This is a genomic window from Allocoprococcus comes (assembly GCF_013300725.1).
In the GTDB taxonomy this organism is placed as follows: Bacteria; Bacillota; Clostridia; order Lachnospirales; family Lachnospiraceae; genus Allocoprococcus; species Allocoprococcus comes_A.
Window position 1 is genome coordinate 44,776 of sequence record NZ_JAAIMM010000019.1, and the last position, 19,821, is coordinate 64,596.

Annotated in this window: 19 protein-coding genes and 1 pseudogene; 17 read left to right on the top strand and 3 right to left on the bottom strand. The window is 45.7% G+C overall.

The genetic code is table 11. The features are described from left to right. The first annotated feature begins 151 nt into the window (after positions 1 to 151). Positions 152 to 1,216: a P1 family peptidase gene (locus G4407_RS11025; protein WP_173688914.1), complete on the top strand. Its 1,065-nt coding sequence runs from the start codon at positions 152 to 154 to the stop codon at positions 1,214 to 1,216. Between the two features lie 209 nt (positions 1,217 to 1,425). Here G4407_RS11025 and G4407_RS11030 read toward each other — a convergent pair whose 3' ends face one another. Continuing rightward, positions 1,426 to 1,719 (bottom strand): zinc ribbon domain-containing protein, encoded by a 294-nt coding sequence (locus tag G4407_RS11030; protein WP_173688915.1) that lies wholly within the window; start codon positions 1,717 to 1,719, stop codon positions 1,426 to 1,428. Between the two features lie 187 nt (positions 1,720 to 1,906). Between G4407_RS11030 and G4407_RS11035 the strand changes: the two genes are divergently transcribed. The 5 genes from G4407_RS11035 (at position 1,907) to G4407_RS11055 (ending at position 7,001) form a co-directional block, all read left to right on the top strand. Further along, complete coding sequence (locus tag G4407_RS11035) at positions 1,907 to 2,200, top strand: phage holin family protein (RefSeq protein WP_173688916.1); 294 nt, start codon at positions 1,907 to 1,909, stop codon at positions 2,198 to 2,200. Between the two features lie 13 nt (positions 2,201 to 2,213). Then, positions 2,214 to 3,254: a GH25 family lysozyme gene (locus G4407_RS11040; protein ID WP_173688917.1), complete on the top strand. Its 1,041-nt coding sequence runs from the start codon at positions 2,214 to 2,216 to the stop codon at positions 3,252 to 3,254. Positions 3,255 to 3,379: 125 nt separating this feature from the next. Next, positions 3,380 to 4,084: a hypothetical protein gene (locus tag G4407_RS16590; protein ID WP_243259274.1), complete on the top strand. Its 705-nt coding sequence runs from the start codon at positions 3,380 to 3,382 to the stop codon at positions 4,082 to 4,084. Positions 4,085 to 4,237: 153 nt separating this feature from the next. Continuing rightward, the gene (locus G4407_RS11050) at positions 4,238 to 4,945 is read left to right on the top strand and encodes a response regulator transcription factor (RefSeq protein ID WP_055155580.1); all 708 of its coding nucleotides are present in this window, start codon (positions 4,238 to 4,240) and stop codon (positions 4,943 to 4,945) included. Continuing rightward, complete coding sequence (locus G4407_RS11055; RefSeq protein ID WP_173688918.1) at positions 4,917 to 7,001, top strand: sensor histidine kinase; 2,085 nt, start codon at positions 4,917 to 4,919, stop codon at positions 6,999 to 7,001. The genes G4407_RS11050 and G4407_RS11055 overlap by 29 nt, the downstream gene beginning before the upstream one ends. Positions 7,002 to 7,097: 96 nt before the next feature. Here G4407_RS11055 and G4407_RS11060 read toward each other — a convergent pair whose 3' ends face one another. Next, entirely contained in the window at positions 7,098 to 8,084 is a 987-nt protein-coding gene (locus G4407_RS11060) for an FAD:protein FMN transferase (protein WP_173688919.1), read from the bottom strand. Between the two features lie 466 nt (positions 8,085 to 8,550). Here G4407_RS11060 and G4407_RS11065 point away from each other — a divergent pair, with 466 nt between their 5' ends. From G4407_RS11065 to G4407_RS11115, 11 genes are all read left to right on the top strand, one after another. Further along, positions 8,551 to 8,955: a NusG domain II-containing protein gene (locus G4407_RS11065; protein ID WP_173688920.1), complete on the top strand. Its 405-nt coding sequence runs from the start codon at positions 8,551 to 8,553 to the stop codon at positions 8,953 to 8,955. 3 nt (positions 8,956 to 8,958) lie between these two features. After that, a complete protein-coding gene (locus G4407_RS11070) occupies positions 8,959 to 9,462 on the top strand; it encodes a Gx transporter family protein (protein ID WP_173688921.1) in 504 nt (167 codons plus the stop codon). A gap of 14 nt (positions 9,463 to 9,476) precedes the next feature. After that, positions 9,477 to 10,088: a Holliday junction branch migration protein RuvA gene (gene ruvA, locus G4407_RS11075; protein ID WP_173688922.1), complete on the top strand. Its 612-nt coding sequence runs from the start codon at positions 9,477 to 9,479 to the stop codon at positions 10,086 to 10,088. A 10-nt stretch (positions 10,089 to 10,098) separates the two neighbouring features. Next, positions 10,099 to 11,100: a Holliday junction branch migration DNA helicase RuvB gene (gene ruvB, locus G4407_RS11080; protein ID WP_173688923.1), complete on the top strand. Its 1,002-nt coding sequence runs from the start codon at positions 10,099 to 10,101 to the stop codon at positions 11,098 to 11,100. A 14-nt stretch (positions 11,101 to 11,114) separates the two neighbouring features. Further along, positions 11,115 to 11,912, top strand: coding sequence for an FAD binding domain-containing protein (locus G4407_RS11085; protein ID WP_173688924.1), 798 nt, complete (start codon positions 11,115 to 11,117; stop codon positions 11,910 to 11,912). Continuing rightward, entirely contained in the window at positions 11,902 to 12,369 is a 468-nt protein-coding gene (locus G4407_RS11090; RefSeq protein ID WP_173688925.1) for a (2Fe-2S)-binding protein, read from the top strand. The genes G4407_RS11085 and G4407_RS11090 overlap by 11 nt, the downstream gene beginning before the upstream one ends. After that, on the top strand, positions 12,366 to 14,648 hold the full coding sequence (locus G4407_RS11095) for a xanthine dehydrogenase family protein molybdopterin-binding subunit (RefSeq protein WP_173688926.1): 2,283 nt from the start codon (positions 12,366 to 12,368) through the stop codon (positions 14,646 to 14,648). Before G4407_RS11090 ends, G4407_RS11095 begins: the two co-directional genes overlap by 4 nt. Next, positions 14,638 to 16,062, top strand: a complete 1,425-nt coding sequence (yqeC, locus tag G4407_RS11100; protein ID WP_173688927.1) for a selenium cofactor biosynthesis protein YqeC — start codon at positions 14,638 to 14,640, stop codon at positions 16,060 to 16,062. Before G4407_RS11095 ends, yqeC begins: the two co-directional genes overlap by 11 nt. Before the next feature lie 137 nt (positions 16,063 to 16,199). Next, positions 16,200 to 17,531: a uracil-xanthine permease family protein gene (locus G4407_RS11105; RefSeq protein WP_330586061.1), complete on the top strand. Its 1,332-nt coding sequence runs from the start codon at positions 16,200 to 16,202 to the stop codon at positions 17,529 to 17,531. Continuing rightward, positions 17,532 to 18,320, top strand: coding sequence for a selenium-dependent molybdenum cofactor biosynthesis protein YqeB (yqeB, locus tag G4407_RS11110; protein ID WP_173688929.1), 789 nt, complete (start codon positions 17,532 to 17,534; stop codon positions 18,318 to 18,320). It begins immediately after the preceding gene. Between the two features lie 128 nt (positions 18,321 to 18,448). Then, positions 18,449 to 19,486: a molybdopterin-binding protein gene (locus G4407_RS11115; protein ID WP_173688930.1), complete on the top strand. Its 1,038-nt coding sequence runs from the start codon at positions 18,449 to 18,451 to the stop codon at positions 19,484 to 19,486. 126 nt (positions 19,487 to 19,612) lie between these two features. Here G4407_RS11115 and G4407_RS16415 read toward each other — a convergent pair. Continuing rightward, a pseudogene (locus G4407_RS16415) lies at positions 19,613 to 19,821 on the bottom strand (IS110 family RNA-guided transposase); the annotation flags it as partial.

Genomic DNA, 19,821 nt, shown 5'->3' on the forward strand with positions numbered 1-19,821 from the left:
CGACTGTGGAGTGTACAAGAACCTGTGAGTAGCGTATTGTCTGCAATCGTCAAAACATACACAATGAAGCAGTAAGAAGTATTCGTGAGGACTTCAATTTCTCGATGTGTTTGAGTATATTTAAACATATTTTGAGTGGCAGGAAACCAAAATGGGGAAAAAACGGATTCGGGACTTTGGGATTGTACCCGGAAGAGTAAAAACAGGAGAAAGGAATGCGATTACGGACGTGCCAGGTGTACGGGTAGGGCATTGTACGGTGAAGACAGAAGAAAATCATACCGGTGTAACCGTGATCGTTCCTGGACCGGACAATGCATTTGCCAAGCACTATACGGCAGCTGCATACATTCATAATGGATTTGGAAAAAGTGCTGGCGTGGTGCAGGTAGAGGAACTGGGGACCCTCGAGACACCCATTGCTCTTACCAATACCTTAAATGTCGGAAAGGTTTTGGATGCAATGGTTGATGTCGTGATCGAACAGAGCCGTAAGGACGGAATTGAGCCACAGAGTATCAATCCGGTTGTTGGCGAGTGCAATGACTGCCGGATCAATCATATCCAGAAACGGGCGATTGGCGAAAAGGAAGTGCGTGAGGCTTTTGCAGCAGCATCAGAAGAATTCGAAGAAGGTGATGTAGGTGCCGGTGCCGGTACGACCTGCTATGGCATGAAGGGGGGAATCGGTTCTGCATCCCGCGTGATCACGATTGGTGAAAAAGAATACACCATTGGTGTTCTGGTTCAGTCAAACTTTGGTGCAACGGAAGATTTTGTACTGAACGGAGAAGCTGTTGGTCCGAAGATTCTGGAATGGAAGCAGGAAAAGAGTGATATGGCTGCATCTGAAGAAGATAAAGGTTCTATTATGAGTATTCTGGCTACAGACCTTCCATTGACAAGTCGTCAGCTCAAACGGATTCTGAAAAGAACCGGTGTTGGTATCGCACGAACCGGCGGTTACACAGGCCATGGCAGCGGGGAGGTTATGATCGGATTTACGACTGCAAACAGAATCCCATCCGGTTATGAGGAGGAACTTGTGCAAATATCAGCAATTCCGGAAAATATAATCGACCGTGCTTTCCTTGCTGCGGCAGAAGCAGAGCAGGAGGCAATCTTGAATTCCATGACCGCCGCAGAGCAGACACGTGGAATTGCAGGTGAACTGTATTACAGTCTTGCAGAATACCTTGAGGATAGAGAAAGATAAAGACTGTACAAAAGAATAAGTGTAATATGTGAACTACTCGGTAATTGAATTACCGAGCTTCCGCCAAAAAACTCCTCGCGGAATTTCATGGTTTCTTTTGATTCCTACATACGCGGGTGACATATTATAGGATGACTGCGACCATCCAACCCCGTAGTGATGAAGGCTAACCCCGGCGTCCCTACCGGTTTTTCTATCAATGTTCTATTTTATGCAGATAACAGGATCCGCAATCCTTCCAGATCAATGTTGATAGCTGCCTGCTCATCCCAATCGATGAGATTTCCACAGACAGGGCAAACATAAGTCCGGTCAGAAAGCTGCAGTTCTTTGTGGACATACCCACACTCACTGCAGGTTTTGCTGGATGGGAACCATTTATCGATCTTGATGATGTAACAGCCGTTCCGTTTCCCTTTATACAGGAGCATGGTCACGAACATTCCCCATCTATTATCACTATAGGACTTTCCAAGATTGAGTGCCTGTTTCAAAGCAGACATCTTTTTTCACAGCCCCTTTGCATATACAAATCAAAGAAGAACCTGCCGGTCCGATTATTTTATATCAAATCTTTCTTTTATCACTAAATCCTATCTCTCACATATACTAATACCACATCTGATCGAATTATTTTTCAAAAGAAATCTTCCTTAAAATCCCCAAAAAGAAAGGTAGGCTATCCAGACAATGGAACAACTCATGGATTATGTAAAACCTGAACTGCTGATCGTAACGGCAGTTTTATACTTTTTCGGAATTGCACTCAAACAGGCAGAATTCATCAAGGACAAATACATCCCAATCACGCTTGGAGTGACAGGTATCGTCATCTGTGGGATCTGGGTGACATCTACCGCACATTTTGCAGGGATACAGGATGTGTTGGCCGCAGTTTTCGCATCCGTAACGCAGGGCATTGTTGTTGCAGGACTGAGTACCTACATCCATCAGATCATCAAGCAGGCAGGAAAAGAAGAGTAGGAGTAGAAGTGGTATGGCATTAAATGGAATTGACATCAGCAACTGGCAAAGTGGGATCAATCTTGCGGTTGTCCCGTGTGATTTTGTGGTGATTAAGGCGACAGAAGGAACCGGTTATGTAAATCCGGATTACGAAAGAGCCTACCGTCAGGCGAAAACAGCAGGGAAATGCCTGGGCATTTATCACTATGCGTCTGGTGGAAATATACAGGCGGAGGCAGAATATTTTCTGAAGAATGCAGGGAACCGTGTGGGGGAGGCAATGCTTGTGCTGGACTGGGAAGGGCGGTCCAATCCGGCATTTGGTGTGAATGACCGGGAATGGGTGAAAGCCTGGTGTAATTATATTTCAACAAAGACCAGCGTCAATCCTGTGGTTTATGTGCAGCAAAGTATGATGAGCCGGTTGCAGAATATCGGAAACTATGGACTGTGGGTAGCGCAGTACGCGAGTATGGAGCCAATCGGATACCAGGAAAATCCATGGAATGAGGGTGCATATGCCTGTGTGATGCGGCAGTACAGTTCTTCGGGAAGATTAAGCGGATGGAATGGCAATCTGGATTTGAATAAATTCTACGGAGACCGGCAGGCGTGGAGCCGGTATGCTGGAAAAGGAAACCAGACAACTCCAGAGAAACCTTCTGAAGAGGAAGAAAACCAGGAAGGAACTACGCTGGATCTGGTTTTTTGGACGATGCGTGGAGAATTTGGAAATGGGGAAGAACGGAAAAGCTGGCTTGGAACCAGATATGGAGAAGTGCAGGGGATGATCGACTATATTTCCGGTGCCAGTACAGAGACACTGGCAAAGGAAGTGCGTGCCGGGAAATATGGCAACGGGGAAGTGCGGAAAACGGTTCTGGGGAAACGGTATGAAGAAGTACAAAGCAGAGTCAATGCCGAAGAAAACAAGTATCATATCGTCAAATCCGGGGATACGCTTTCGAAAATTGCAGCGATATACGGAACATCTTATCAGGAAATTGCAAGGTTGAACAAACTACAAAATCCGAATCTGATTTATGTCGGTCAGAGGCTGCGGATCAAATAACCGGCTAATAGATTTGATATTCAGAATCTGGTCTTTGAATTCAGTAATTTGACAAAAAGAGCTATTGTTTTCAGCTTTTTGGTGTGCTATGATGAAAAAAATGAATACACAGGAGGTTTTGGGATATGGATAATAACTTAAATGACCAGACAACTGAGAATAGTGAAGGGGAGAAAAAGAGTCCATCTTCCTACACAGATCCCAATGCAGGATATACAGAAGCAGATCCGCAGGCAAAGAATGACAATAGCGTGCCAAAAGAGGCAGCGGACGATAATTTAAAGCAGGAAGAAAAAAGTCATCCGGCATATACTTACGGTGAAATGCCAAAGTCAGAAAACGGAAGCGGCTACGGACAGTCAGCACCTGGCGGAAGCGCTTGCCATTCCGGAACTTCGGATGGAACTTATGAAAATAATACTTACAACGGAAATTCGTATTATAACGGAACCAATCAGAGCGGAGCTTATACCAATGGGTATTCTGACAACCAGTACCAGAATAGCAGTTATAATACCGGATTTAACGCGAATGGCTACAACAACAGTTACAATGGACAGAATAATTACCAAAACAACTACCAGATGCCGCAAAAGCAGCTGGATCCGTCGCCGCTTTCGATGGGTGAATGGCTTTTGACATTGATCGTTGGTGTCATTCCGTGTGCGGGACTGATCCTGTACATCATCTGGGCATTCAGTAATAGTGGCAATCTGAACCGGCGCAACTACTGCAGAGCATCCCTGATCCTTCAGGTGATTTCCTATGTGCTTGTGATTTTCTTTGTTATCATCGCAGCGATCGGCGGAGTAAGCTATTATGGTTATTAAATAAGTATCTGGCAGGCTTTTCGGCAGGGCAGCAGTGCTTTGCTGAAAAGCTTTTTCGTTTTTTAAGAAATTCTTTAGAAATCTATTCCGGTTCTCTTTAGCTTTAGGAGATAGACTATAGTCAAGGATGAGAAAAAGAGGAGAAAAGCAGTTATGGAAATGAATCATGTACTGGTCGTTGAAGACGACAAGGAAATCAGAGAAGGTGTGGAAATTTACCTGAAAAGTCAGGGATACGAAGTATTTCAGGCGGCAGACGGGATTGAAGGTCTGGAAGTGATCGAGAAAGAAGAGATCCATCTGGCAATCGTGGATATTATGATGCCACGTATGGATGGGATTCGTATGACGATGAAGCTTCGGGAAAAATATGATTTTCCGGTGATCATGTTGTCAGCAAAATCAGAGGAAGTGGATAAGATCATGGGGCTGAATATCGGGGCAGATGATTATGTGACGAAGCCATTTACACCGATGGAGCTTCTTGCAAGGGTGAATTCACAGCTCAGAAGATACAGGATGTTTGCAGAGAAGTTGAGAGACCGTGAAGAAAATCAGAATATCCATGTGATCGGCGGCCTGGAGCTGAATGAAGATACGGTGGAGGTATCGGTTGACGGAGAGCCGGTGCGCCTGACACCGATTGAGTACAAAATCCTGCTTCTCCTTATGAAAAGTCCTGGAAGAGTTTTTTCGGCAGAGGAAATTTACGAGCGTGTATGGAATGAAAAAGCGATCAATACCGATACGATCATGGTCCATATCCGGAATATCCGTGAAAAAATTGAGAGCTGCCCGAAAGAACCAAAATATTTAAAGGTGGTGTGGGGCGTTGGATACAAAATCGAAAAACAGGCATAAACTTGGGATTGTCCTGATTTTAGGCGTAATCTTACTTGCGACGGTGATCGTGTTAGGAAACTATAATACTTTTTATAAGAATGCAAAAAAGGAGCAGGACAGTCTGACACAGAACTACCGGACGAGTGAGTCCTTTATGAAGACATTTATCCGGGATTGCTATGTATTGTATTCCAAAGAATCCGGAAACGAATATAACGTAAAGTTTCTGGATGATTATTATCCGGAATTTGATGAGAAATTTAACCGGCAGATCGCATATATGAATTATCAGGTGCAGGATGCAAAAGGAGAGGTAATCGATGGATACCGGTCGAATAGAGATTCCTGGGAAAAAGTGAAAGATACCGAGCTTGCAGATTATGCTCTTGGGATTAAGATCTCGTTTGACAAAAACGGTGAAATCAAGATTGATCAGGTGATGGGAACGGAAGTAACCAAACAGGAAGCTGTTCTGAAGATCCTGACCTCAAATCTGCCGGAAAAAATATTTGAATATGAAGATGAGAGTGAGATTGAAAATATTTCGCCAAAAGACAGAACCTATTATTTCATGATGACGGAAACAAAGCTGAATGCATATGTTATGCGGGTATATCCGATTACTTCGATGGTGGGAAACGAGGCGGTTTATACAATCTTGACACTTATATTGTTGGTCGCACTTCTGGCGTGGCTGATTCCGATGAAGGAAGATCTGCATACAGGAGATGAAAAAATTTTCCATGTACCATTTGAAATTGCGATAGCGACTGGTATTACTGGAATTAGCCTGATTTTCAGCTATCTTGGAGAACTGATTACGCACGCGAAAGGAAATGTGTGGCCAATCGATTTTCTGGTCTGGTTTGTTTTCTTTGCAGTCATGTACTGGGTATCCGGCTGTGTACGCCAGATCCGGCTTCTTGGAGTAAAGGAATATGTGAAAAAAAGAGTGCTGCTGATCAGGATCTGGAGAAGATTCGGAAACGGAATCCGAGGCGGTATCCGCTGGTGCAAGAATAAAATCGAAGCATTTTATCATTCTCTGGACCAGTTCAATTTCAAGGAAAAGAATAATAAGATTATTTTGAAAATCGTGCTGTTCAATTTCGCGATCCTGCTGGTGATCTGTTCATTCTGGTATTACGGAATTGCAGGACTGATCGTATATTCTATAATCCTGTTCCTGATCCTGCAAAAATATTTTAATGATCTCCGGAAAAAATATGCATTGCTTCTAGAGGCAACCAATAAAATTGCAGATGGAAATCTGGATGTAGAAATTGAAGGTGATCTTGGTGTGTTCAGTCCGTTCCGTAATGAAATCCAGAAGATCCAGAGCGGATTTAAGAAAGCGGTAAAGGAAGAAGTAAAAAGCCAGCGTATGAAAACAGAACTGATCACAAACGTATCACATGATCTGAAAACACCGCTGACTGCGATCATAACCTATGTGAATCTGTTGAAAGACGAGAAAGATGAGGAAAAGCGAAAGGATTATATTGATATTCTGGAACGTAAATCTATGCGTCTGAAAGTCCTGATCGAAGACCTATTCGAGATCAGCAAAGCAAGCAGCCAGAATGTAACCCTGAATCTGATGAATGTGGATATTGTCAATCTGTTCAAACAGGTGAAATTTGAGCTGGAAGATAGGTTTGAAGAAAAAAATTTGGAGTTCAGGACCACTTTCCCGGAAGAAAAAGTGATCCTTCGTCTGGACAGTCAGAAGACCTGCCGGATCTTTGAGAATCTTCTGAATAACATTGTAAAATATGCACTTCCGGGAACAAGAGTTTATGTGGAAATCGAAAAGACAGAGAAAGATGTATTTATCCGCCTGAAAAATATTTCCGCAACCGAGCTCACCTTCAATCCGGAAGAAATTACAGAACGCTTCGTCCGCGGAGATGAATCCCGCAATACCGAAGGCTCCGGTCTTGGTCTTGCAATCGTAAAAAGCTTCGTAGGTCTCCAGGGTGGAAGCTTCCACATCGAAACCGAAGCAGACCTCTTCAAAGCCGAAATCCGCTGGGCTTTGCCGGGAGAAGAGACAGTGAAGCAGGAAGCATAAGAAAAATAAATGGCACCAGATTCAACTTTTGCACAACTGAATCTGATGCCATTTATTTTTTCTGATTTGTCTCACAACCTACATCATTCAACTTTTTTACTTCGGAAACCCACTGGAGTAATGAATCTCATAATCATCCGTGATAAAGAGTGCCTCCGCCCCCTTGATTCCTTCGATATATTTCAATCCATCATCTAACCCCATCGCAAAGCAGGTCGTACTAAGCGCGTCCGCCTCCGTAGAAGAGCCACAGACAATACTCACCCCAAGCAGATCATTTTCATAAGGATACCCGGTTTTCGGATCTAAGATATGGTGATAAATCTTGTCAGCCACCTTAAAATACCGCTCATAAATCCCGGAAGAAACCACAGATTGATCCTTGATCTTTACACTGGTGATCGCTTCTCCATTCTGTGCAAACGGTTTCTGGATCCCGATATTATAATCCGAGCCATCCGGTTTCCCGCCGAGAGCCAGTACATTTCCGCCCAGATTGATCAGCGCATGGGATACATTCTGCTCTTTCAGATATGCCTTCAGCTGATCAGCAATATATCCCTTTGCAATTCCGCCAAGATCAATAGCCGCCTCCGGATCCAGAAGCTGAACCGTATTCCCGTCAACCTTCACATTCTCATATCCGATATGACTTTTCGCTTCCTGAATCGCCGCATCATCCGGAACGGTCCCCGTATTATTCTTGAAATCCCACAAGTCACTGAGCGGGGCGATTGTAATATCAAACTTTCCTTCTGCCAGGCGGCTGTATTCCACGCCTTTCTGAATGAGATCCACCGTATCATCCGAAAGCGTTACAGGCTCCCCGTCTGCATGGTTCAGTTCATAGATCTCGCTCCCTTCCGAAGTTCTGCTAAACCGCGCATTATAATCCTCGCACTTCGCCACACAAGCATCCAGCACATCTTCCGAATCCTTATCATAAACCGTAATCGTCACCACCGTATCAAACACGGTAACCGTCCGAGACACCGGTTGTGCCGAACTCCCGGAACATCCGCCCAGACAAAAAATCCCAAACAAACTCAAACAAATACCAAATCCCCAACTTCTTATTTTCATCGCAGAACCTCCTACCATTAAAACACTAATTACATAAAAATTTCCCAATACAGTAAAATTTATCAAAACGTAATCCACAGCATTATTTTTTTCATAAACCTTCAACAAACAACATAATGAAAATTTGTGAATCCCAGGTCTGTGCAAAAAGTCAATAACCAGCCGAGGGAGGAAATGGAAGTGTGCAGCTCTCTATTTTGTGCAATGGAGATGAAACTCAAAAATCGTGGAAGCCATTGCTGAACACGATTTTCGCCCTAAGAGGTTCATCGGAATGGTTTGCACAACTTGAGAGCTGCACACTTCCATTTCCTCCCTCGGCGTCTCTATTCCATTTTTTCCCACAGACCGTCCCATTCGCCAATTATCCCCCATTATACGTTCCCCCATGAAAAAAATCAATCGAACACTTGATTGCATTAGATAAAATGATGTGTTAGAATAAACAAAGAAAAAGGAGAACCCTATGAGCTACAAAGAAAATAAGAGCCCTGAGGAGAAAGCATCCGGCTTCAAAAAGAATGATCTGATTCTTGCCTTACTTGTACTTGCTGTGTCAGGCATTTTTTTTGCAGGACATTTATTCACAAGCCAGAAAAACGCAGGCGTTGTAGAAATACAGATTGACGGGAAAGTGGTAGAGACACTGGATCTGAAGAAAGAGCGTGCATTTAAGATCAACGGAGGAACGAACACCGTCCAGATCGAGAACGGAAAAGTGAAAATGGCAGCGGCCAACTGTCCGGATCAGATCTGTGTACACCAGAAAGCAATTTCAAGGAACGGAGAGAGTATTATCTGCCTTCCGAATAAGATCGTTCTGAAAATTGTCGATGGAGAAGAAGCCGAACTGGATGCGGTGACGAATTAAGATATGAAGAAAAATACAGTCAGAACAGCGTGGTTTGGTGTATTTACCGCCCTTGCGCTGATATTTAGTTATGTAGAGACTCTGATCCCGTTTCAGATCGGGATCCCGGGCGTCAAGCTTGGACTGGCGAATCTGATAGTTGTGGTGGCACTGTACAAGATGGGTGCAAAGGACGCCCTGTTGCTTTCGGTGACACGTATCGTGCTGTCCGGATTTATTTTTGCCAGTCTGTTCAGTATTTTATACAGTCTGGCAGGCGGACTTTTAAGCCTTGCAGTGATGGCGGTTTTGAAAAAAAGGGGATCGTTCAGTGTTTTCGGAGTCAGCATGGCAGGTGGTGTCTTTCACAATGTCGGTCAGCTGATCGTAGCGATGCTGGTCGTGGAGACATTCAGCGTCGCCTATTATGTGCCGGTGCTTCTGATCGCAGGAGTGATCACCGGATTTATTATCGGAGTTGTGTCAAATGAGATGCTTAAAAGACTGGGCAGCATTGTATTGTCATAGCATGGGAGGAAGAGATGATTTCATATATAAGAGGGGAGCTTGCAGCTCTCGAAGAAGATAAAGTGATCGTAGATGTAGGCGGTGTAGGATACGGGATTTTTATGTCCGGACAGGCGATGGGACAGCTTCCGCCGGTCGGAAGTGAAGTGAAGATACATACTTATCTGAATGTGAAAGAAGATGCCATGCAGCTGTATGGATTTTTAACCCGCGATGCGCTTTCGGTGTTCAAGCTTCTGATCGGTGTCAGTGGGATCGGACCGAAAGGAGGCCTTGGAATCCTGGCCCAGCTTACACCGGATGAACTTCGATTTGCCGTGATGTCGAAGGACGTCAAGGCAATTTCAGCAGCACCGGGTATTGGCAAGAAGACAGCGGAGAAGCTGATCGTGGAACTGAAGGATAAGCTGAAGATTGAGGACGTACTGGATCACCAGGTGGAGGCGGCAAATGGAGCAGCCGAAGATGCAGTAAATGCGCAGGGGCTTCAGGCAGACGCGGTGCAGGCACTTACAGCACTTGGCTATGGAAGTACAGAAGCGCTGCAGGCAGTACGAAAAGTGGAAATGGATGAGAGCACGACAGTGGAAGATCTGCTAAAGGGCGCACTCAAATATTTGATATAAGAGGACTAGGATGGGAAGAAGAATTATTACCACAGAGAATCTGGAAGAGGATGTAAAAATTGAGAGTCATTTAAGGCCCCAGCTTCTGGAAGATTATATTGGACAGGCGAAGGCAAAAGAGACGCTTAAGATTTATATAGAAGCGGCAAAAAGCAGAGGAGAGGCGCTGGATCATGTGCTGTTTTACGGTCCGCCGGGACTTGGAAAGACAACCCTCGCCGGGATCATTGCGAATGAAATGGGCGTAAATATCAAGATCACGTCAGGACCTGCGATCGAGAAACCAGGTGAGATGGCGGCGATCCTCAACAATCTGCAGGAGGGAGATGTGCTTTTTGTGGATGAGATCCACCGGCTGAACCGGCAGGTGGAAGAAGTGCTTTATCCGGCGATGGAAGATTTTGTGATCGATATTATGATCGGGAAAGGTGCTTCGGCAAGATCGATCCGTTTGGATCTGCCACATTTTACATTGGTAGGGGCAACTACCCGCGCCGGAATGCTGACAGCTCCGCTCCGAGATCGTTTTGGGGTTGTGAGCCGCCTGGAATTTTATACGGAAAAAGAACTGCAGACCATCATCATCCGTTCAGCAGGCGTGCTGGATGTGGAGATTGATGAAAAGGGAGCTCTTGAGATGGCGAGACGTTCCAGAGGAACACCGAGACTTGCCAACCGGCTTTTGAAGAGAGTCCGGGATTTTGCACAGGTCAAATATGATGGGGTGATCACCGAAGAGGTGGCAAGACAGGCACTGGATCTTCTGGATGTGGACAGGCTTGGACTCGACCACGTAGACCGTAATCTCTTGACGACAATGATCGAGAAATTTCAGGGTGGTCCGGTGGGACTGGATACCCTTGCGGCAGCGATCGGGGAAGATTCGGGAACCGTAGAAGATGTCTATGAGCCGTATCTTCTGAAGAATGGATTTTTACAGAGAACTCCAAGAGGAAGGGTTGTGACAGATCTTGCCTATACCCATCTTGGATTTAGCAGGAACAGAGAATAGAAAGGATAGGGACGATGCTGAAGATAAAACAATATGTGAAAGCAGAGAGTCTGGAGCAGGCATATGAGCTGAACCAGAAAAAGACGAACCGGATCATTGGCGGAATGCTCTGGCTGAAAATGAGTACCGCACAGATCCAGACTGCGATTGATCTGTCCGGACTTGGACTGGACCAGATTGAGGAGACGGAGGATGCATGGAAGATAGGCTGTATGGTATCCCTGCGTGATCTGGAGTTACATGAAGGATTAAATGAACTGAGCTGCAATATGGTCAGAGAAAGTGTGAGAAGTATTGTCGGTGTACAGTTCCGGAATCTTGCGACGATCGGCGGAAGTATTTTCGGACGGTTTGGATTTTCGGATGTACTGACCTGTTTCCTCGCACTGGATACAGAAGTAGAACTTTATAAAGGTGGAATCATTTCTCTGGAAGAGTTTGCAAAGATGGAGAGAGACAATGATATCCTTGTCCGTGTGATCGTAAAGAAAACACCGGGAAAGGGAAGCTATCAGTCACACCGCAATACCAAGACAGATTTTCCGGTACTGGCGGTTGCTGCTGACCGTTATGGAGATGAACTGAAGGTGGCAGTTGGGGCAAGACCGATGAAAGCAGTCTGTCTTCACATTCCGGCAGAACAGCTGGATGCATGCACAGATCTGAAAAAATTTGCAAAAGAGCTTGCAACCCAGGTGCCGATGGGAAGCAATATGCGTGGAAGTGCAGCGTATCGTACCCATCTTGCAGAGGTTCTGATCCGCAGAGCGTTAGAGAAAATTACAGACGGAGGTGAAAAGAATGCAGATTAGTCTGACACTGAATGGAAAAAAGATTACAGAAGAGATCGCAGATGATCTGCTTCTGATCGATTTCGTGAGAAATCATGGATGTTACAGCGTAAAGCGTGGCTGTGAGACTTCCAACTGTGGACTTTGTACCGTATTTTTAGATGAGAAGCCGGTACTTTCCTGTTCCGTGCTTGCCGCAAGAGCAGACGGGCACAAGGTAGATACGCTGGAAGGACTGCAGGAGGAAGCAGAAGAATTTGGTTCTTTTATCGCAGGACAGGGGGCGGAGCAGTGTGGATTCTGTAATCCGGGTATGATCATGAATGCAATCGCACTTTTCCGTGAGAATCCGGATCCAAGCGATGACGAGATCCGGGAGTATCTTGCGGGAAATCTCTGCCGTTGTTCGGGATATGAAGGGCAGCTCAGGGGGATCCATGATTTTCTGGAGTACAAAAGAAAAGGAGGAGCCAGATGAAAGCAGTAGGAGTACCATTTGTAAAAAAAGATGCGATGGCGTTGGTGACTGGAAAGCCGGTATATACAAATGATCTGGCGCCGAAGGAATGCCTGATCGTTAAGCTTCTGAGAAGTCCGCATGCCAATGCAATGATCCGGGAGATCAAGACAGATGTGGCAATGCGCGTGCCGGGAATCGAAGCAATTTATACCTGGAAGGATGTACCGCAGCATCGCTTTACAACTGCAGGTCAGACCTGGCCGGAGCCAAGTCCGTATGACCGGCTGATCCTGGATCAGCATGTGCGTTTTGTGGGAGATCCGGTGGCGATCATTGCCGGAGAAAATGAAGCGTGTGTGGAACGTGCGATGAAGATGATCAAGGTCAAATACGAGGTCCTTCCGGCAGTACTGGATCCGGAGGAAGCACTGGATGGTCCGGTTCTGGTGCATCCGGAGGACAGCTGGAAGGCACTGTGCCCGGTAGGAGCGGATAATAAGAGGAATCTCTGTGCGCAGGCAGAAGACGGCAACGGAGATGTGGAAAAAGTACTTGCTGAATGTGATGTGGTTGTGGAGCACACCTATCATGTAAGAGCTGCGCAGCAGGCAATGATGGAAACATTTCAGACGGTCTGTTTTATGGATATGTATGGAAGACTGAATGTGATGAGTTCTACGCAGATCGTTTACCATGTGCGCCGTATTGTTTCCAATGCACTTGGCATCCCGAAATCTAAGATCCGTGCATTCAAGCCGAGGATCGGTGGTGGATTTGGTGCAAAGCAGTCGGCAGTATGTGAGGTATATCCGGCATTTGTTACCTGGAAGACCGGTAAACCGTCGAAAATTGTATTTACAAGAGAAGAGTCCCAGATTGCGTCCTCACCGCGTCATGATATGGCAGTGACAGTCCGTATGGGAGCGGATAAAGAGGGAAATATCCGTGCAATTGATCTGTATACACTTTCTAACACAGGAGCATACGGGGAACATGGACCGACAACGGTCGGACTTTCCGGACATAAGGCGATTCCGCTTTACGGTTCGGCAGAGGCCTATCGGTTCCGTTACGATGTAGTTTATACGAACCGGATGTCAGCCGGAGCTTATCGTGGATATGGAGCTACTCAGGGAATTTTTGCGGTCGAGACATCTGTTAACGAACTGGCAGAAAAACTTGGTATGGATCCAATGGAGATCCGTATGAAAAATATGGTAAAAGAAGGACAGTTCATGCCGGCATATTATGGGGAGACAGCGAACAGCTGTGCACTTGATAAATGCCTTGCGAGAGTAAAAGAAATGTCCGGATGGGACGAAAAGTATCCAAGAAAAGTTATGCCGGATGGCAAGATCCGCAGCGTCGGAGTAGCACTTGCCATGCAGGGGTCCTGCATTTCCAATGTAGATGTGGGATCTGCGACGATCAAACTGGGCGAGGATGGTGTCTACAATATGTCAATCGCGGCAGCGGACATGGGAACCGGGTGTGATACGATTCTGGCACAGATGGCAGCAGAATGTCTGGACTGTGATCTGGATGATATTGCAGTATCAGGTGCGGATACCGATACTTCGCCGTATGATTCAGGCTCTTATGCATCAAGTACGACTTATGTGACCGGTATGGCGGTGACAAGAGCCAGCGAGGAGCTGAAAAAGCGGATCGTCAGACAGGCAGCGAAGATGCTGAAATGCGAAGTGGATGAGGTTGATTTCGATGGACACATTGCAAGAAGCGATAAGACCGGAGAAGAGGTGACACTTGCGGCAATCGGAGCAGGGGCAATGTGCGGAAGTGATATTGCGCTGCAGGTAACAGAAAGCCACAGCTCGCCGGTATCTCCGCCGCCTTATATGGCAGGCGCTGTTGAGATCGAACTGGATCCGGAGACCGGACATGTCGAGATCCTGGATTACTATGCAGTGGTTGACTGCGGAACTGTTATTAACCCGAATCTTGCGAGGGTACAGGCGGAAGGCGGAATCGTGCAGGGAATCGGCATGACTCTTTATGAGAATATCCAGTACACGGAAAAAGGACAGCTTCTGAACAATTCATTTATGCAGTACAAGATTCCTACCCGGATGGATATGGGAAATCTGCATGTGGAATTTGAGAGCAGCTATGAGCCGACCGGACCGTTTGGTGCAAAATCGATTGGTGAAATCGTCATCAATACACCGGCTCCGGCACTGACGCATGCAATCGCAAATGCAACAGGTCTGTGGTTCCGTGAACTCCCGATCACAAGTGAACAGATTGCAATGGGAATTATGGAAAATGAAAATTAAACTGATTTATCTGGCGGCTGGAAACAGCCGCCGTTTTAACAGCCAAAGGATGCAAAATACAGAACCGTCACAATCAGAAGCAGAGAACAAACTGCTTTATCTGCTGGATGAAAAGCCGATGTTCCGCTATTTATTCGACCGTCTGGTAAAAGTCTGTCAAAGGCATCCGGAATGGGAAGTGATTGTGGTAACACAGTATCCGGAGATTGAGCATCAGATAAAAGCATTTCAGGAAACCGAGCAGCAAAGTAAAGGTTTCCCGGTAAAAACAGTGATTTCAAAAGACAGCTATAAAGGAGCATCCTATTCGGTAAAAGCAGGAATCCGTGCGGCAGGAGATGCTGATGCTTATGCATTTTTTGTGGCGGATCAGCCTTATTTTACAGAAGAAAGCGTGGAAGGATTTCTGGAAAAGATGGAACGGGAGGCAAAAGCTGTACCGGGATGTGTGACCTGGAATGGACACGAAGGCAATCCGGTCTGGTTTCCGGCAAAGTACGGGAAAGAACTTCTGGAACTGGAAGGAGATGCAGGAGGAAGAAAGGTGTTCCGCAGATACCGGGAAAAAGCAGTATTTTACGAGGTGAGCCGGGAAAAAGAGCTGGAAGATATTGATTATATGCCGGAAATAGAAAAAATGCAGGTAACAGAAGGAAGCAGAGAGAAAACTTTCCATGTATATGTCATCGAAAATGGAAAGCTTCAAAAGAAAGAGTCTCTGCTTATGGCACTTGGAGTTACGGAGCAGATGGTACCGAGAATTGCTGCTGTGGGTGCGGGAGGTAAGACTTCTCTTTTGAAACAGCTGCTTGCTGAATACAAAGAGAAGGATGCCCTCCCGGTCCTGGTGACTACAACACATATGAAAAAAGAGACTGCCCCTTATTTTGTAATGGGGGATTCCATCGGAAAAATTCTGGAAGTGCGTAAAAGAGAAGGCATGGTGATCGCCGGTCTGGATGCAGGAAACGGCAGGATCAAAAGCCTCTCTGTACCGGTAATGGAAAAGATCTGGGAGCTTCCTGCGCCGGTTCTTGTGGAAGCGGATGGAGCACGGATGCTTCCGGCGAAAGTGCCGGGGGAGAAGGAACCGGTTATTCCAAAGCAGATCCAGATGGTCCTTTCTGTATATGGACTCGATGCCATCGGACAAAGGATAAAAGACTGCTGTTTCCGGCCCGAGCTTGTGGCGCAGGTGCTGGGAAAAGCTGTGGAAGAGGTTCTGACGGAGGAAGACCTGGCAGGGCTGGCTGTTTCTGCCAAAGGTGGAAAAAAGAATGTCCTGCCGGAAATGGATTTTTATATTGTGCTAAACAAAGCAGATGACGAAAAACGTCTGAAAATGGCAGAGAGAATTGCCTTAAGAGTGGAACAGGCTTCCGGTGAAAAAGTACGGATCACATCGTTTCGTTAATATTTTGGAAAAATAAAGCAATTCTGTGTTGAAAAAATGGAACATTGCCGAATTGTCATTGAAAACCAATCGTGCTATCATAGATACGATAGCTTTGACAACGAAAGTTGTAAGTGGGTAGAGAAGGAGGCAAAAAAGTGAGTACGAAGAATAGTAATACTTCACAGGAACTATTTAACCTTAACGGAAAACCATCCTTTGGTCAGGCACTTCCGCTGGCATTCCAGCATGTAGTGGCGATGATCATTGGCTGTGTTGCGCCGGCGATCATTCTTGCCGGTGTGTCCGGACTTTCAGAATCAGACACGGTTGTCCTGATTCAGGCATCTCTTGCAATGTCAGCGATTTCGACATTCATTCAGCTTTTTCCGTTTATCAAATTTAAGTCTTATCAGATAGGAGCCGGGCTTCCGGTTATTATGGGAATCAGCTTTGCGTATGTGCCGATCATGCAGTCAATTGCACAGGATGCAGATGTTGGAACAATACTTGGTGCACAGATCGTGGGTGGTATTGTTGCGATCATTGTAGGAATATTTATCAAACAGATCCGTCATCTTTTCCCGCCGCTGGTTACGGGAACGGTTGTATTTGCAATCGGACTTTCGCTGTATCCGACCGCGGTCAATTATATGGCAGGTGGAACAGGAAGTGCGGATTATGGTTCATGGCAGAACTGGCTTGTTGCGATCATCACTCTGGCAGTCGTAACAGGATTGAATCATTTTGGAAAGGGCTTTTTAAAGCTTTCTTCCGTTCTGATCGGAATCATAGTTGGATATGTAGTTGCGCTTGGCTTTGGAATGGTGGATTTTTCTTCCGTATTAACGGCAAAATGGGTACAGTTCCCACAGCCGATGCATTTCGGAATTAAATTCGAGCCATCCTCATGTGTTGCGATTGCGGTATTGTTTGCAATCAGCTCCATTCAGGCAATCGGAGACTTTTCAGCAACGACGACCGGAGGAATGGACCGTATGCCGACGGATGAGGAATTAAGCGGTGGTATCATTGGTTATGGAGTCAGCAATATTGTCTGCGCATTTTTCAGCGGACTCCCGACAGCGACCTACAGTCAGAATGTCGGAATCGTAAGCTCTACGAAAGTAGTAGCAAAGAGAGTGTTTGGAATTGCAGCGATGATCATGCTGGTTGCAGGAATCATGCCAAAGATCGCCTACATTCTTCTGACTATTCCGTCATGTGTGCTTGGAGGCGCAACAATCTCTGTATTTGCAATGATTTCCATGACGGGTATCAAACTGATCAATAATTCAAAGATGAATTATAGAAATACATCCATCGTAGGACTTGCCATTGCACTCGGAATGGGTGTGACACAGGCAAATGCAGCACTTGCACAGCTTCCTGCATGGGTAACAACCATTTTCGGTAAATCACCGGTTGCACTGTCTACTCTGGTTGCAGTGTTCCTGAATCTGGTTTTACCAAAGGAGAAAGAAGAGTAAATGAAGATCCTGATAAGAGGAGCCGGGGATCTTGCCACGGGAATTGCAGCAGAGCTGTGGGAAAGAGGATATCAGATCCTGATGACGGATGTTGCCATTCCACTCACCGTCAGGCGTGAGGTGGCATTTTCAAGAGCGGTGTACGAAGAACATGCAGTGGTAGAAGGAATGGAAGCAGTTCTTGCCGGAAATTTTGAAGAAGCAGAAAGAATTATGGCAACGCGGAAAATTGCTGTTATGGTGGATGAAAAAGCAGAAGTGCGGAAAGAATATCTGCCGGATGTACTGGTTGACGGGATCATGGCAAAAAAGAATCTTGGGACCCGGATCAGTGACGCTCCTCTTGTTATAGGTATCGGACCGGGCTTTACGGCAGCCGGAGACTGCCATTTTGTGATCGAAACACAGAGAGGTGAGCATCTGGGTGAGGTGATCCGTGAGGGAAGTGCAATCCCCAACACCGGAATTCCGGGAAATATTGCCGGCTATACGGTGGAACGCCTTTTAAAGGCATCCGCAGACGGAATCATGCATCCGGTCGCGAGAATAGGTGATGTGGTGGAAAAGGGGCAGATTGTTGCAAGGTGCGGAGATGAACCCGTATATGCGAGACTCCGCGGGATTGTCCGTGGGATGCTCCAGGAAGGTGCACCGGTCAAAAAAGGGCTGAAGATCGGAGATGTGGATGCAAGGATAGAGGAAAAACTTTGTTATACGATTTCGGATAAAGCACGAAAGATCGGAAACGGAGTTGCGGAAGCAATCGATTTTGTTTATAAAACGAAATAAAAAGTTGTCTGGACAACTTATTTACCCATCCTTTTTATGATAAAATATAAAAAGGTTTGGGCAGAATACCTGCCGCAGTGACGGCAGGTATTTTTATGCCATAATCCATATAAAGTGAGGAACAAAAAATGAAACTGGTAAGAACAGAAGATGCAGTGGGGCAGGTGCTGTGCCATGACATTACACAGATCATTCCGGGAGTTGTAAAGGATGCGGTTTTCCGGAAGGGGCATATTGTTACCGAAGAAGACATTCCGGTACTTTTATCTGTGGGAAAAGAGAATCTTTATATCTGGGAAAAACAGGAAGGCATGCTTCATGAAAATGAGGCAGCTGAGATCTTGCGTCAGATCTGTCAGGGTGAGCATATGCATCCTTCCGGGGTGAAGGAAGGAAAGATCGAACTGATCGCCGATTGTGAAGGAGTATTGAAGATCAATACCGAAAAGCTGAATGCGGTGAACAGTCTCGGTGAGATGATGATCGCCTCCAGACATGGAAATTTTCCGGTGAAAACCGGAGATAAGATTGCAGGAACAAGGATCATTCCGCTTGTGATCGAAGAAGAAAAGATGCAGAAAGCCTGTGAAGTGGCAGGAAAAGAACCGATTTTCCAGATCCTTCCGTATCAGAAGAAAAAAGCGGGAATCGTAACGACGGGAAGCGAAGTGTATTATCACCGGATCGAGGATAAATTTACTCCGGTTGTGATCGACAAACTGAAAGAATGTGGCGTTACAGAGGTGAAGCAGATCCAGTGCAATGATGATCATGAGATGATCACAGAGGCAATCCAGACTCTGATCGAGGATGGTTTTGACCTGATCGTCTGTACCGGCGGAATGAGTGTGGATCCGGATGACAGGACTCCGCTTGCAATCAAAAATGCCTGTACGGAAGTGGTGACTTATGGGGCACCGGTTCTTCCGGGAGCTATGTTTATGCTTGCTTATTATGAAAAAGAAGGCAGGCAGATTCCGGTCATAGGTCTTCCGGGATGCGTGATGTATGCAAAACGGACGATTTTTGATCTGGTTCTTCCAAGGATTATGTGTGATGAAAAGCTGCATGAAAAAGATTTCCAGATTCTTGGACAGGGAGGACTTTGTCTGTCCTGTCCGGTGTGTACGTTTCCAAACTGTGGATTTGGAAAAGGAGGATATTAAAATTAAGCCTGCAAATAAAAAGTCAAGGCTAGATTGAAAGAACATTGAAAATTTTATACAGGTTGAAAATTGGGTATCAAAATAAGACCACCACACCAGTGCTGGTCTGAAAATATTAGTGGATAATTAAGATTCTGGAAGAGATGAAAGATATTCTTTCACTCGTCCGTAGTAGATTCTTAGAAATTTGTTGGCACCTGCAGTCATATAGACATAGTAAGGCTTGCCTTGAGCACGTTTCTTATCTAAGAACTGATAAACAGGATCATCTTGAGGATGCGTTTTAATTAGGACATCCATTACCTGAAATAAAGTCTTTCTTAGATCAGAGGAAC

What these genes read in the sequence shown, in the direction of transcription:
- G4407_RS11035 (WP_173688916.1), top strand. Translation starts at nt 1,907, where the DNA reads ATGGAACAACTCATGGATTATGTAAAACCTGAACTGCTGATCGTAACG.
- ruvA (WP_173688922.1), top strand. Translation starts at nt 9,477, where the DNA reads ATGATTTCATATATAAGAGGGGAGCTTGCAGCTCTCGAAGAAGATAAA.
- G4407_RS11090 (WP_173688925.1), top strand. Translation starts at nt 11,902, where the DNA reads ATGCAGATTAGTCTGACACTGAATGGAAAAAAGATTACAGAAGAGATC.
- G4407_RS11115 (WP_173688930.1), top strand. Translation starts at nt 18,449, where the DNA reads ATGAAACTGGTAAGAACAGAAGATGCAGTGGGGCAGGTGCTGTGCCAT.
- yqeC (WP_173688927.1), top strand. Translation starts at nt 14,638, where the DNA reads ATGAAAATTAAACTGATTTATCTGGCGGCTGGAAACAGCCGCCGTTTT.
- G4407_RS11095 (WP_173688926.1), top strand. Translation starts at nt 12,366, where the DNA reads ATGAAAGCAGTAGGAGTACCATTTGTAAAAAAAGATGCGATGGCGTTG.
- ruvB (WP_173688923.1), top strand. Translation starts at nt 10,099, where the DNA reads ATGGGAAGAAGAATTATTACCACAGAGAATCTGGAAGAGGATGTAAAA.
- G4407_RS11085 (WP_173688924.1), top strand. Translation starts at nt 11,115, where the DNA reads ATGCTGAAGATAAAACAATATGTGAAAGCAGAGAGTCTGGAGCAGGCA.
- G4407_RS11060 (WP_173688919.1), bottom strand. Translation starts at nt 8,084, where the DNA reads ATGAAAATAAGAAGTTGGGGATTTGGTATTTGTTTGAGTTTGTTTGGG.
- yqeB (WP_173688929.1), top strand. Translation starts at nt 17,532, where the DNA reads ATGAAGATCCTGATAAGAGGAGCCGGGGATCTTGCCACGGGAATTGCA.
- G4407_RS11030 (WP_173688915.1), bottom strand. Translation starts at nt 1,719, where the DNA reads ATGTCTGCTTTGAAACAGGCACTCAATCTTGGAAAGTCCTATAGTGAT.
- G4407_RS11070 (WP_173688921.1), top strand. Translation starts at nt 8,959, where the DNA reads ATGAAGAAAAATACAGTCAGAACAGCGTGGTTTGGTGTATTTACCGCC.
- G4407_RS11050 (WP_055155580.1), top strand. Translation starts at nt 4,238, where the DNA reads ATGGAAATGAATCATGTACTGGTCGTTGAAGACGACAAGGAAATCAGA.
- G4407_RS11040 (WP_173688917.1), top strand. Translation starts at nt 2,214, where the DNA reads ATGGCATTAAATGGAATTGACATCAGCAACTGGCAAAGTGGGATCAAT.
- G4407_RS11025 (WP_173688914.1), top strand. Translation starts at nt 152, where the DNA reads ATGGGGAAAAAACGGATTCGGGACTTTGGGATTGTACCCGGAAGAGTA.
- G4407_RS11065 (WP_173688920.1), top strand. Translation starts at nt 8,551, where the DNA reads ATGAGCTACAAAGAAAATAAGAGCCCTGAGGAGAAAGCATCCGGCTTC.
- G4407_RS16590 (WP_243259274.1), top strand. Translation starts at nt 3,380, where the DNA reads ATGGATAATAACTTAAATGACCAGACAACTGAGAATAGTGAAGGGGAG.